Here is a 12,777-nt window from a genome sequence, read left to right on the forward strand (position 1 = left end):
GAGCCTACGACCGGCCACCGACAGCCACGGACGCCGGCGACTCTGGGAGACTGCGGCCGTGCAGCGCCGACACCTCCCCCTCGTGAACATGTCCCACCCCGTGGCCATGCTCGCCCGGAGGTTCGTGATGGTCACCTTCGGCATCCCCGTGCTGATCGCGCTGGGCATGAGCCTGGTCGACTCCTACCGGCGGCGGGGCAAGAAGCCGAAGCCGTTCCCCACCCGCACGGCGGCCGAGACCCCGGTCGGGAGCGGCACGGTCACGACCTACACCTACGGCCAGGACCTGTACGACGACATGCTCCGCGCCATCGAGGGCGCCCAGCGCCTGGTGCTCCTCGAGACCTACATCTGGAAGGGCGACGCCCTCGGCCAGCGGTTCAAGAAGGCGATCATCGACGCGGCCGACCGCGGCGTCGAGGTGCGGGTGATCTACGACCAGCTCGCCAACCTCGTCGTGCGGCCGCCGTTCAAGCACTTCCCGCCCCAGGTGAAGGTGCTGGTCTACCCGGTGTACTCCGCCGGCTGGCGGTTCTTCGACCTGAGCCGCTACGGCCGCGACCACCGCAAGATCCTCGTCGTCGACGACGAGGTGGGCTTCGTCGGCGGCTACAACCTCGGCTCGGCGTACGCCACCGAGTGGCGCGACACCCACTGCCGGATCACCGGCCCCGGCGTCTCCGACCTGACCCGGGCGTTCGCCGACTTCTGGAACCTGCACCGCGAGAAGCGCTTCCGGCGCAGCGAGTCGCCCATGCTGGTCTCCGCGCCCTCGGCCTGGGAGCCCCGGATCCGGGTGCACCGCAACCTGCCGCGGCTGTGGATGTTCCCGATCCGCTCGATGTACCTCGAGGCCATCAACCGCGCCCAGACCAACGTCTGGATGACCCACGCCTACTTCATCCCCGACGAGAGCTTCGTCGAGGCGCTGCTGATGGCGTCCCGCCGCGGCGTCGACGTGCGGCTGCTGCTGCCGGCCAAGTCCAACCACATCGTGGCCGACTGGATCTCGCGCGGCTACTTCCGCCGGATGCTCGACGCCGGGGTCGGCATCCACCGCTTCCGCGACGCGATGGTCCACGCCAAGACCGCCACCATCGACGGCAGCTGGACCACGATCGGCACCGCCAACGTCGACCGGCTGTCCATGAGCGGCAACTACGAGATCAACGTCGAGATCATCGACGAGTCGCTCGCGGCCGAGATGGAGCGCATCTTCGAGACCGACCTGACCAACAGCCTCCCGCTGACCCTCCACGAGTGGGAGGCGCGTGACGTCTACTCCCGCTTCACCGAGTTCGTCCTCAAGCCCCTGCGCCCCCTGCTCTGACCTCGGACCGGACTCGGCACCCTCCTGTCCGTGGATCTCACGCACCGGGTGAGGAGGATCCACGGACCAGGCCGTCGGCCACGTCCTGGACCGGACAGCCCGGCCGGCACCCGCGCGCTCACGCGCCCGCTCCGCGCTGGTGCAGCACCCGCACGAGCGCGGCCGCCGTCGCGCACGGCCGCGAGAAGACCTGGCCGTAGCCGAGCCGCACGGTGACACCGCCCGCCGCGGCGGCGTCCAGGTCGCGGTCCATGTCGGCGTCGCGCGACCGGAACCGCTCGTGGAGCCGCCCGTCGAGCTCGACGAGGCAGCCCTGGCCGTAGACGGCGTCGCGGTAGACGCGACCGGCGCGGCCCTGGTCGGCCTGCTGCCGCTCGGCCCGCGGCAGGCCGTGCGGGCGCTCGACGTGGACCAGGAAGCCGTGCTCGAGGACCGAGCAGGTGCCCCGGGCGACGTCGTCGAGCACCGACACCAGCCGATCCCGCCGCGCCAGGCGCGGGCGAGCGGCCACGGCCGCGGCCAGGCGCGCCGCGGTGGTGCCGCGGGCGTTGACCGCCGCAGCCAGCACGGCGACCGCGGCGCCCTCGTCGTGCGCGGCCGCAGCGAGGTCGACCACCGCCTCCTCCAGGCGCTGGCGCGGCGGCCCGAGGTGCCAGTGGACCGTCTCCTCCATCCGTGAGCGGTGCCGCACCCGCACGCCGGGCAGCGGCGCGGGGCGGGCCCGGTCGCCGGCCACGACCAGGTGCACCGTCTCCCGCGGGCCGGGCAGCCTGCCCTCGGCGAGCGCGATCGCGGACTCCCCCGCGACGGCCGCGGGCCAGGTCGCCAGCACCGCGCCCCACGCCCGCTGCCTCCAGGTCGGCTCGCCCGTGTGGTCCACCAGCACTCCCCGGAGCAGCGGCACGAGCAAGCGCCGCCGCGCCAGCCGGTCGAGGTCGTGCTGGCGCAGCCCTGCGGCGAGCGCCTGCTTGCGGCTCACCACGCCGTCCTGGCGCCCGAGGTAGTCGGCCAGCAGGAGCAGCAGCGCGGATGCCTCGGACACGCGACCAGGCTCGCCCGCCGCGGCACGGGCTGCCAGCCCGCGTCCCCGGGCTGTGGACGACGACGACCGGACGAGCCGACGTGACATCCGTCGGGTCACGACGGATACTGGACGCGACCCAGCCTCGCACTTCTGATCTCGTTGCAGGAGACCCCGATGACGACCGAATCCGCAGCCCCCGCCCGTGTCGCCGGTGGACCTGACCTGCCGCAGGAGCGGCGCCTGGTCACCGAGATCCCCGGCCCGCGCTCGCGGGCGATGCACGAGCGGCGGCTCGCGGCCGTCGCGGCCGGCGTCGGCAGCACGCTCCCGGTGTACGTCGAGGCGGCCGGCGGCGGGGTGGTCGTCGACGTCGACGGCAACTCGTTCATCGACCTGGCCAGCGGCATCGCGGTCACCAGCGTCGGCAACAGCGCCCCCGAGGTCGTCTCCCGCGTCACCGAGCAGGTCGCGGCGTTCACCCACACCTGCTTCATGGTCGCGCCCTACGAGGGCTACGTGGAGGTCTGCGAGAAGCTCGCGCAGCTGACCCCCGGCGACCACGCCAAGAAGACCGCGCTGTTCAACTCAGGTGCCGAGGCGGTCGAGAACGCCGTCAAGGTGGCCCGGTCGTACACCGGCCGCGACGCGGTGGTCGTCTTCGACCACGCCTACCACGGCCGCACCAACCTCACGATGGCCATGACGGCCAAGAACATGCCCTACAAGGACGGCTTCGGCCCCTTCGCCGGCGAGGTCTACCGGGCGCCGATCTCCTACCCCTTCCGCGAGCCGGTCGAGATCACCGGCGAGCAGGCCGCGGCGCGTGCGATCGACGTCGTCGAGAAGCAGGTCGGTGCGGCCAACCTGGCCTGCGTGGTGATCGAGCCCGTCCTGGGCGAGGGCGGCTTCGTGGTCCCGGCCCCCGGCTTCCTGTCCACCGTCGCCGCGTGGTGCCGCGCCAACGGCGTGGTCTTCGTGGCCGACGAGATCCAGTCGGGCATGTGCCGCACCGGCGCGTGGTTCGCCAGCGAGCACGACGACGTCGTGCCCGACCTGGTGACCGTGGCCAAGGGCGTGGCCGGCGGGCTGCCGCTCGCGGCGGTCGTGGGCCGCGCCGAGATCATGGACTCCGTCCACGGCGGTGGCCTCGGCGGGACGTACGGCGGCAACCCGGTCGCCTGCGCCGCCGCCCTCGGCGCCATCGCCACGATGGAGCAGCTCGACCTCAACGCCGCCGCGCGGCGCATCGAAGCGACCATGCGCGACCGGCTCGGCACCCTGGCCGAGAAGTTCCCCGCCATCGGCGAGGTCCGGGGACGCGGCGCCATGCTCGCCATCGAGCTCGTCGAGCCCGGCACCACCACGCCCGACGCCGCCCTGGCGGGCCGGCTCAGCGCCGGCTGCCACCAGCGCGGCGTGCTCACCCTGACCTGCGGCACCTACGGCAACGTGCTGCGGTTCCTGCCCTCCCTGGTCATGCCCGAGCACCTGCTCCACGAGGCGCTCGACGTGATCGAGGAGGTCGCGCTCACCCTGGTGTGAGCCTCAGCGCGGCCGCACCGGCTCGGCGATCGCCTGGATCCGGGCGGTCGCGAGCTCGATCATCAGCCGCGCGGCCGGCGAGAGGGTCGCGCCGGCGCGGTGGACGATCGCGAGGGTGTCGTACTGCTTGGGGCGCAGCGAGACCCAGCCCGCACCCGGCGCCAGCCGTGGGACGAGCTGCTCGGCGGCACCCCGGTTGATGACGGTGTCGGCCAGGCCCATCCCGGCCAGCTCGACGGCGGTCTCGACGTCCTCGACCTCGATCCGGGTCTGCGGGTTGCGGCCGGTCTCGTGGAGCCACTGCCGCAGCGCCATCCGCACCGAGTCCTCAGCCCGGAAGGTGGTCTCCGGCATCACCAGCGAGGCGGTGGCCAGCCGCTGCGGGGTCACCGGGGACTCCAGGCGCTGCGGGTCGGCGCTGACGTAGACGAGCTCGTCGCGCGCCACCGGGGTGATGTCGAGGCCCTCGCTCTGCAGCTGCGGCACCGCGATCATGGCGGCCTCGAGGCGGCCCTTGCGCAGGTCCTCGCTGACCTCGTTGGAGTTCTGCCCGATCAGCTCCACCCGCACGCCGGGGTGTCGGGCGAGGACGTCGGCGACCAGCCCGGCGCCGGCGTACAGCCGGGCGGTGCCGAACATCCCGAAGCGGATCGTCCCGGTCTCCAGGCGCACGCCGCTCGCGACCGCCGCCCGCGCCTCCTGCGCCGCGGCCAGCACCCGCTCGGCGTGCGGGCGCAGGTCGTCGGCGACGGTGGTCGCCACCACCCCGCGGCCTGCGCGCCGGAACAGCTCGGCGCCGAGGGTCTTCTCCAGGTTGCGGACCTGCTCGGAGACCGACGGCTGGGCGTACCCGAGCCGCGCGGCCGCCGCGGTCAGCGAGCCCTCCTCGTAGACGCTGAGGAAGCACGTCAGCTGGTGCAGGGTCATCATAGGAAGATCCTATGGCAGCACAAGGAAAGCGAGGCTACCTCTATCAGTTGAAAGCCGTCAGACTTGTCCTCGACAGCATCGACCGCACCGCCGAGTCCCTGAAGGGGAGGCCCCCATGTTCGACCACTACTGCACCGCCTGCGAGCAGCGTCAGCTGATCGCCCCCAGCCAGGTGACCTCCATCGACAACACCGACTCGGGCATCTTCGTCAGCTTCACCTGCTGGTGCGGCGCCGAGGGCCACGCCCTCACCGGTCGCAAGGCGCACGCGCTCGTCGCCTGACCCACCCCGCGCCGGGGCTGCGGGCCGGCTCAGCCCGCCTGCAGCACCCGGCTCAGGAACTGCCGCGTGCGCTCGTGCTGCGGGTCGGTGAGCACCTCGGCGCCGCCCTGCTCGGCGATGACGCCACCGTCGAGGAACAGCACCTGGTCGGCCACGTCCCGCGCGAAGCGGACCTCGTGGGTGACGATCACCATCGTGCGTCCCTGGGCCGCGAGGTCGCGGACCACGCCGAGCACCTCCCCCACCAGCTCGGGGTCGAGGGCCGAGGTCGGCTCGTCGAGCAGCACCACGTCGGGGTGGAGCGCCAGCGCGCGGGCGATGCCCACGCGCTGCTGCTGGCCGCCCGAGAGCTGCGAGGGGTACGCCGCGGCGCGGTCGGCCAGGCCGACCTGGTCCAGCAGCCGGTGGGCGTCCGCCTCCGCCTCGGCCAGAGGTCGGTGCTGCACCTGCACGGGGCCCTCGACGAGGTTCTGCAGGACCGTGCGGTGCGGGAACAGGTGGTGGGACTGGAACACCATGCCGCTGTGCCCCCGCAGGGCGGCCAGCTGGCGCTTCTGCTGGGCCCGGCCCAGGCCGGCGAAGGTGCCGAAGTCGATCTCGTCGTCGGCCAGGCGCACGGTGCCGGCGTCGGGCACCTCGAGCACGTTGAGCGAGCGCAGCAGCGTGGACTTGCCCGAGCCGGACGGGCCGAGCACCGCCGTGACGGTGCCCTCGGTGGCCTCGAAGGAGACCCCTTCGAGCACGGGCGTCCCGTCGAAGGCCTTGCGCAGGCCGCGCACCTCGACGAGCGGGCCGGTGGTGGGGCCGGTGGACCGGCCCGTGGACGAGCCGGTCATGCGACGTACCTCCCGAGTCGACGCTCCAGGGGCTTCTGCGCCGAGGAGATGAGGAAGCAGACGATCCAGTAGTACAGCGCCGCCAGGCAGTACAGCGGCAGGTACTCGAAGCTGGTCGCTGCGGCCGAGACCGCGGCCCGGAAGGTCTCGTCGACGAGCACCACCGCGGCGAGCGAGGTGTCCTTGACCAGCGAGAGCAGCGTGTTGCCCAGCGGCGGGACCGCGATCCGCGACGCCTGCGGCAGCACGATGCGGCGCATCGCCAGGCCGCGGTCCATGCCGATCGAGCTGGCCGCCTCGAACTGGCCCCGGGGCACCGAGAGGATCGCCGCCCGGATGATCTCGGCGGCGTACCCCGCGACGTTGAGGCTGAAGGCCACCGTCGCTGCGACGAACGGGTCGAGCTTGAGCCCGACCTGGCCCAGGCCGTAGAAGACGATGAACAGCTGCACCAGCAGCGGGGTGCCGCGGATGACGGAGATGAAGAACCTCGACGCGGCCCGGAGCACCCGGACCTGGGAGAGCCTCCCCAGCGCCACGACCAGGCCGAGCGCCAGACCGAGGACGAAGCTGACCACGGTGAGCGGGATGGTGCCCTTGAGCATCCCCCACAGCATCGGCCCGGCCGCCCCGCGGAGCACCTGCCAGGTGCTGCGCTGGCGGTCGCCCTGGAGGTCGACCTCGGTGGAGGACTCCGAGGAGACGTCGGTGCCGAAGTACTTCTCCGACAGCCGTGACAGCGTCCCGTCGGCGCGCAGCTCCTGCAGCGCCTGGTCGGCCTGGCGCTGCAGCTGCGGCTCGTCCTTGCGGAAGGTCAGCGCCTGCTCGCTCACGTCGTCACCGGCGTAGCCGGCGATCTTGATGGCGTCGGAGCCGCTGGTCTTGAGGTAGTCGAGGACCGCGATGTTGTCGTTGACGATCGCGTCCACCCGCCCCTGTGCGAGCAGGGTGGCGGCCTGGGAGAACTGGTCGACGTTCTCGACCTTCGCGCCCGCGTCCTTGGCCACCTGGGACCAGTTGCTCGTCTCCGACTGGGCGGTCGTGCGGCCCTTCAGGTCGGCCAGCGTGGTGATGCTGTCGTCGTCCTTGGCGGTGACGATGACGCCGCGGGAGTAGGTGTAGGGCTCGGAGAACAGGTAGCGCGCCTGGCGCTCGGGGTTGATCGTGATCTGGTTGGCGACCGCGTCGATGCGGCCGCTGTCGAGCGAGCCGAAGATGGCGTCGAACTGGGAGGTCGCGAACTGCACCCGCCAGCCGGCCTCCTTGGCCACCGCCTTCATGACGTCGACGTCGTAGCCGGTCAGGTCGCCGGTGTCGGGGTCCTCGTAGGTGAAGGGCGGGTAGGTGCCCTCGGTCCCGACCCGGACGAGCGGCCCGTCGCCGTCGGCTGCCTGGGCCGGCCCGGCGAGGAGCACGAGCAGCCCCAGCACCGCCAGTAGGAAGGAAGCCGGGGCCGTGGCCCGGCAGCGGAAGAACTGCACTGCGGCACTCTACTTTCGACGGGTGGTGGTGTCCCTGCCGGTACCCATCCGCGGCGTCAGCGACCGTCGAGCAGCGGACCGGCCGGGTCGTGGCTGATCCCGACCTTCCGAGCCGCCAGTCCCGAGAGCGCCTCGAGGCAGACCCGGTTGGCCAGGAAGGCCGTGATCTCGGCGTGGTCGTAGGGCGGACTGACCTCCACGACGTCGATCCCGGCCACCGGCAGCTCGAGGCAGATCCGGCGCACGGCGTCCAGCAGCTGCCGCGACGAGAGACCGCCCGGCTCGGGGGTGCCCGTGCCCGGGGCGTGGCCGGGGTCGCAGACGTCGATGTCGACCGAGAGGAAGACGGCGTCGCAGTCGTCGAGCGCGATCTCGAAGGCCTCGTCGAGGCAGGCGTCGAGACCACGCTTGCCGATCTCGGTCATCTCGTAGGAGCGCATCTGCTGCTCGGCCATCCAGCCGAGGGTCTCCGGGCCGGGCCAGTAGCCGCGCAGCCCCATCTGGAGGAACCGGTCGCCGCGCAGGGCACCGGACTCGATGAGGCGACGCATCGGCTGGCCGTGGCCGTAGAGCGAGCCGAACTCGATGTCGCCGGTGTCGGCGTGGGCGTCGAAGTGGATCATCGAGACCCGGCCGTAGCCGAGGTGCCGGGCCACGCCGGTGGCGTCGGCCAGGGCGATGGAGTGGTCCCCGCCGAGCACCAGCGGGACGGCGCCGGCCGAGGCGACGGCGAACACCGCGTCCTCGAGGTTGCCGAGCGACTGCTCGATGTGGCCGGGCGGCATCATCACGTCACCGGCGTCGACCACCCGGACGTCCTGGAGCGCGTCCACGCGCAGGGCCAGGCTGGGCCGCGAGCCGTCGTGGGGCAGGTAGCAGGCCTGGCGGATGGCGCCGGGCCCGAAGCGGGTGCCGGCTCGGTGGCTGGCCCCGCCGTCGAAGGGGGCACCGACCACCACCACGTCGGCGGCCTCCAGCGCCGTCCGGTCCTCGAGGTCGACGGCGTCGACCCCGAGGAAGGTGAGGTCCGGCCCGAACTGGGCGCCGTAGCGGGCCACGCTCAGACCGCCTCGTGCCGCTCGTCGCCGACCGACACGTCGCCGAGCCCGTCCTCGCGCTGGCCCCAGGGGCTGCCGTAGGCCGTGAGCAGGTCGAGGAACGGCACCGCGTCGAAGGCCTCGGGGCCGAGCACGCCGGTGCCGGTCCACTCCCCCGTGGCCAGCAGCTCGAGCGCCACCACCGGGTTGACCGCGGTCTGCCAGACGACGCACTGGTGGCCGTACTCGCGCATCGACCACTCGTTGTCGACCACGTGGTAGAGGTACGTCGCCCGGGGCCGGCCGTCCGTGCCGGTGCCGGTGACGAACAGGCCCGCGCAGGTCTTGCCGGTCATCTTCGCGCCCAGCGTCGCCGGGTCGGGCAGGCAGGCGGCGACCACGTCGCGCGGGCTGACCTCGACGCCGGAGGCGCGGACCTTCTCGGTCGAGTCCAGGCCCAGCTTGTGCAGCGTCTTGAGCACCTCGATGAACTCGTCGCCGAGGCCGTACTTGAAGGTGGCGCGGCGGCAGTCCACCCACCGCGGCATCAGCAGCACCTCCTCGTGCTCGACGTTGACGCACTCGACCGGGCCGATGCCCTCGGGGAACTCGAACACCTCGGGCTCGCTGAACGGCGGGGTGGTGAACCAGCCGCGGTCGCGCTCCCAGATCACGGGAGGGTTGAGGCACTCCTCGATCGTGGTCCAGATGGAGAACGACGGCGCGAAGTCGTGGCCCTCGACCGCCAGGTTGGCGCCGTCGCGCACGCCGAGCTCGTCGATCTCGGAGAACAGGTGGTCCGCGGCGTAGCGCGCGAAGACGTCGGACAGGCCCGGCTCCACGCCGATCCCCACCAGCGCCAGGCGACCCTCGCGCTGCCACTGGTCGGCGACCGCGAACTGCTCGTCGCCGAGCTTGATCCCGGTCTCGGAGTGGGGCCGCTCGGGGTGCGGGTGGGACAGGCTCATCGCCATGTCGAGGTAGTCCGCGCCCCCGGCGTGGGCTCCCTCGAAGACCGGCATCACGAAGCGTGGGTCGACGGCGTTCATCACGTGGGTGACCTCGTGCTCGCGCACCAGCGCCTCCACCGACGACGCGTCGGACGCGTCGACCTGGGCGGCCACGAAGCGGGTGTCGCCCTCCAGCGCCGCCACGGCGGCGTCGGCCCGCTCGCGGGAGTAGTCCGCGACCACGCAGCGCTCGAAGAAGGAGCGGCGGGCGGCGATGGCGGTGAACGCCGACCCCACGCCCCCGGCCCCGACCAGCAGGATCCTCATCGCGGCGCGCTCACTCACCGATGTAGCTCATGACGTGCTTGATGCGCGTGTAGTCGTCGAAGCCGTACTTCGACAGGTCCTTGCCGTAGCCGCTGTGCTTGAAGCCACCGTGGGGCATCTCGCTGATGAACGGGATGTGGGTGTTGATCCAGACCGCGCCGAAGTCGAGGCGGCGCGAGACCCGCAGCGCCCGGGCGTGGTCGCGGGTCCAGACCGAGGACGCCAGGGCGTAGGGCACGTCGTTGGCCCAGCGCAGCGCCTCGGCCTCGTCGCCGAACTTCTGCACGGTCATGACGGGGCCGAAGATCTCGGTCTGGATCTGCTCGTCGTCCTGGCGCAGGCCCGAGAGCACGGTGGGGTCGTAGAAGTAGCCACGGTCGCCGTGGCGGGTGCCGCCGGTGACGACCGACGCGTGGTCGGGCAGCCGGTCGACCATGCCGCTGACGTGGGCGAGCTGGTTCTCGTTGTTGAGCGGGCCGTAGTAGGTGCCCTCCGCGTCGGGCATGCCGGTCGGCATGCCCTGGGCGGCCTCGGCCAGGGCCGCCACGAACTCGTCGTGGACGCCGGCCTGCACGAGCACCCGGGTCGCCGCGGTGCAGTCCTGGCCGGCGTTGAACAGCCCGGCGCCGGCGATGCCCTCGGCCGCCGCGGCGACGTCGGCGTCGTCGAAGACCACGCAGGGCGCCTTGCCGCCCAGCTCGAGGTGCACCCGCTTGAGGTCGCGCGCGGCGGACTCGGCCACCTGCATGCCGGCCCGCACGGAGCCGGTGATGGCCACCATCTGGGGCGTCTTGTGCTCGACCAGCGCGCGGCCGGTGTCGCGGTCGCCGCACACGACGTTGAGCACGCCGGGCGGCAGCACGCCCTGGGCGATCTCGGCCAGAAGGGTCGAGGAGGCGGGGGTGGTGTCGGAGGGCTTGAGCACCACCGTGTTGCCGGCCGCGAGCGCCGGGGCGATCTTCCAGATCATCATCAGCAGCGGGTAGTTCCACGGCGTCACCTGGCCCACGACCCCGATCGGCTCGCGGCGCACCCAGGAGGTGTGGTCGGCCATGTACTCCCCGGCCGAGACGCCGTCGAGCAGGCGGGCCGCGCCGGCGAAGAACTTGAAGTGGTCCGAGGCGTAGGGCATCTCCTCCTCCATCGTCACCTGGAGGGGCTTGCCGGTGTCGCGGCACTCGACGGCGTTGATCTCCTCGATCCGCTCCTCGATGGCCCCGGCCAGCTTCAGCAGGGCGTTGGACCGGTCCTGCGGGGTGGCGTACCCCCAGCCCTCGAAGGCGGCGTCGGCGGCGGCGTACGCCCGGTCGACGTCCTCGGCGCCGGACTTGGCCGCGGTGGCGTAGACCTCGCCGGTGGTCGGGTCGACCACGTCGTAGGCCTCCCCCGACGCTGCGTCGACGAGCTCACCGTTGATGACGTTGCGGAAGTGGGTCTCAGGCATGGGGGGAGCGTAGTGATCCGACAACGGATTCGGTAGGTCTGAGCCGTTGCCAACCATGGATTCCATCGAAACATCCGTGAAACACGTCCGAATCGTTTGCCAGCCCCCGGTGGCGGGAGGCACACTGGCGGGACCGTCCGACACCCGCGCACGACGCGACAACGAAGGTCCGATACGCCATGACCGACCCCATGTCCGAGCAGACCCGGCAGCAGGCCGCGAAGGACCACCTGTGGATGCACTTCACGCGCCACTCCACCTACGACAGCCACGACGTGCCGACGATCGTGCGCGGTGACGGCGCCCACATCTGGGACTCCCACGGCCGCAAGTACCTCGACGGCCTCTCCGGCCTGTTCGTCGTGCAGACCGGCCACGGCCGCACCGAGCTCGCCGAGGCCGCCGCCAAGCAGGCCGCCGAGCTGGCGTTCTTCCCGCTGTGGTCCTACGCCACCCCCGGCGCCATCGAGCTGGCCGCACGCGTCGCGTCGTACGCGCCGGGCGACCTCAACCGCGTCTTCTTCACCACCGGCGGCGGCGAGGCCGTCGAGTCGGCGTGGAAGCTGGCCAAGCAGTACTTCAAGCTGACCGGCAAGCCGACCAAGCACAAGGTCATCAGCCGCGCGATCGCCTACCACGGCACGCCGCAGGGCGCCCTGTCCATCACCGGCCTGCCCGGCATGAAGGCCCCCTTCGAGCCGCTGGTGCCCTCCACCTTCCGGGTGCCCAACACCAACCTCTACCGCGCCGGCGAGACCAGCTACCTCGGCGACCCCGACGACGAGCACGCCTTCGGCCAGTGGTGCGCCAACCGGATCGCCGAGGCGATCGAGTTCGAGGGCCCCGACACGGTCGCGGCCGTCTTCCTCGAGCCCGTGCAGAACTCCGGCGGCTGCTTCCCGCCCCCGCCCGGCTACTTCCAGCGGGTGCGCGAGATCTGCGACGAGTACGACGTGCTGCTGGTCAGCGACGAGGTCATCTGCGCCTTCGGCCGCCTCGGGCACATGTTCGCCGCCGAGCGCTACGGCTACCAGCCCGACATCATCACCTGCGCCAAGGGCCTGACCTCGGGCTACTCCCCGCTCGGCGCCATGATCGCGACCGACCGCCTCTTCGAGCCCTTCAGCAAGGGCGACACGTCCTTCGCCCACGGCTACACCTTCGGCGGCCACCCGGTCTCGACCGCGGTCGCGATGGCCAACCTCGACATCTTCGAGCGCGAGCAGCTCAACGAGCACGTGCTGGCGACCGAGGGCGACTTCCGCGCCACGCTGGAGAAGCTCAAGGACCTGCCGATCGTCGGCGACGTCCGCGGCGACGGCTACTTCTACGGGATCGAGCTGGTCAAGGACAAGGCGACCAAGGAGACCTTCGACGACGCCGAGTCCGAGCGGCTGCTGCGCGGCTTCCTGTCGGGCGCCCTCTTCGAGGCCGGGCTCTACTGCCGCGCCGACGACCGCGGCGACCCGGTCGTGCAGCTGGCTCCCCCGCTGATCTGCGACCAGTCGCACTTCGACGAGATGGAGTCGACCCTGCGCTCGGTGCTGACGGAGGCCTGGAACCGCCTCTGAGGGCCCTGCCCGCAATACGAGA

General features: G+C 72.0%; 11 protein-coding genes. 4 read left to right on the top strand and 7 right to left on the bottom strand.

All coding sequences use genetic code 11. From position 1 onward, the window contains the following. Positions 1-88 precede the first annotated feature (88 nt). On the top strand, positions 89-1,330 hold the full coding sequence (locus BLU55_RS06220; protein WP_197681115.1) for a phospholipase D-like domain-containing protein: 1,242 nt from the start codon (positions 89-91) through the stop codon (positions 1,328-1,330). A gap of 118 nt (positions 1,331-1,448) precedes the next feature. On the opposite strand, the gene BLU55_RS06225 is transcribed toward BLU55_RS06220, so the two are convergent. After that, a complete protein-coding gene (locus BLU55_RS06225) occupies positions 1,449-2,372 on the bottom strand; it encodes a hypothetical protein (RefSeq protein ID WP_091727336.1) in 924 nt (307 codons plus the stop codon). A 156-nt stretch (positions 2,373-2,528) separates the two neighbouring features. Here BLU55_RS06225 and gabT point away from each other — a divergent pair, with 156 nt between their 5' ends. After that, positions 2,529-3,896 (top strand): 4-aminobutyrate--2-oxoglutarate transaminase, encoded by a 1,368-nt coding sequence (gene gabT / locus BLU55_RS06230; protein WP_091727338.1) that lies wholly within the window; start codon positions 2,529-2,531, stop codon positions 3,894-3,896. A 3-nt stretch (positions 3,897-3,899) separates the two neighbouring features. Here gabT and BLU55_RS06235 read toward each other — a convergent pair whose 3' ends face one another. Continuing rightward, entirely contained in the window at positions 3,900-4,826 is a 927-nt protein-coding gene (locus tag BLU55_RS06235; protein WP_091727341.1) for a LysR family transcriptional regulator, read from the bottom strand. Positions 4,827-4,941: 115 nt separating this feature from the next. Between BLU55_RS06235 and BLU55_RS19375 the strand changes: the two genes are divergently transcribed. Then, positions 4,942-5,109 carry a hypothetical protein gene (locus tag BLU55_RS19375; protein ID WP_157682752.1) on the top strand — a complete coding sequence of 56 codons (168 nt, stop codon included), beginning with the start codon at positions 4,942-4,944 and terminating at the stop codon, positions 5,107-5,109. A 29-nt stretch (positions 5,110-5,138) separates the two neighbouring features. On the opposite strand, the gene BLU55_RS06240 is transcribed toward BLU55_RS19375, so the two are convergent. From BLU55_RS06240 to BLU55_RS06260, 5 genes are read right to left on the bottom strand one after another with little or no spacing between them, the layout of a single operon-like run. Further along, positions 5,139-5,945, bottom strand: a complete 807-nt coding sequence (locus tag BLU55_RS06240; protein ID WP_091727343.1) for an amino acid ABC transporter ATP-binding protein — start codon at positions 5,943-5,945, stop codon at positions 5,139-5,141. Next, positions 5,942-7,426, bottom strand: coding sequence for an ABC transporter permease subunit (locus BLU55_RS06245; RefSeq protein WP_091727346.1), 1,485 nt, complete (start codon positions 7,424-7,426; stop codon positions 5,942-5,944). Before BLU55_RS06245 ends, BLU55_RS06240 begins: the two co-directional genes overlap by 4 nt. A gap of 56 nt (positions 7,427-7,482) precedes the next feature. Then, a complete protein-coding gene (gene speB / locus BLU55_RS06250; RefSeq protein ID WP_091727349.1) occupies positions 7,483-8,484 on the bottom strand; it encodes an agmatinase in 1,002 nt (333 codons plus the stop codon). A 2-nt stretch (positions 8,485-8,486) separates the two neighbouring features. Continuing rightward, positions 8,487-9,758, bottom strand: coding sequence for a saccharopine dehydrogenase family protein (locus BLU55_RS06255; RefSeq protein WP_231917074.1), 1,272 nt, complete (start codon positions 9,756-9,758; stop codon positions 8,487-8,489). Beyond that, positions 9,751-11,184: an aminobutyraldehyde dehydrogenase gene (locus BLU55_RS06260; protein WP_091727355.1), complete on the bottom strand. Its 1,434-nt coding sequence runs from the start codon at positions 11,182-11,184 to the stop codon at positions 9,751-9,753. The genes BLU55_RS06255 and BLU55_RS06260 overlap by 8 nt, the downstream gene beginning before the upstream one ends. Before the next feature lie 179 nt (positions 11,185-11,363). On the opposite strand from BLU55_RS06260, the gene BLU55_RS06265 reads away from it, so the two are divergent. Continuing rightward, positions 11,364-12,755, top strand: coding sequence for an aspartate aminotransferase family protein (locus BLU55_RS06265; protein ID WP_091727358.1), 1,392 nt, complete (start codon positions 11,364-11,366; stop codon positions 12,753-12,755). Positions 12,756-12,777: the final 22 nt, after the last annotated feature.

This window comes from Nocardioides scoriae (assembly GCF_900104965.1).
Taxonomy (GTDB): Bacteria; Actinomycetota; Actinomycetes; order Propionibacteriales; family Nocardioidaceae; genus Marmoricola; species Marmoricola scoriae.

Excerpts from the sequence above, each read along its gene's own strand:
- BLU55_RS06220 (WP_197681115.1), top strand. The coding sequence starts at position 89 with ATGTCCCACCCCGTGGCCATGCTCGCCCGGAGGTTCGTGATGGTCACC.
- gabT (WP_091727338.1), top strand. The coding sequence starts at position 2,529 with ATGACGACCGAATCCGCAGCCCCCGCCCGTGTCGCCGGTGGACCTGAC.
- BLU55_RS06235 (WP_091727341.1), bottom strand. The coding sequence starts at position 4,826 with ATGATGACCCTGCACCAGCTGACGTGCTTCCTCAGCGTCTACGAGGAG.
- BLU55_RS19375 (WP_157682752.1), top strand. The coding sequence starts at position 4,942 with ATGTTCGACCACTACTGCACCGCCTGCGAGCAGCGTCAGCTGATCGCC.
- BLU55_RS06240 (WP_091727343.1), bottom strand. The coding sequence starts at position 5,945 with ATGACCGGCTCGTCCACGGGCCGGTCCACCGGCCCCACCACCGGCCCG.
- BLU55_RS06260 (WP_091727355.1), bottom strand. The coding sequence starts at position 11,184 with ATGCCTGAGACCCACTTCCGCAACGTCATCAACGGTGAGCTCGTCGAC.
- BLU55_RS06265 (WP_091727358.1), top strand. The coding sequence starts at position 11,364 with ATGACCGACCCCATGTCCGAGCAGACCCGGCAGCAGGCCGCGAAGGAC.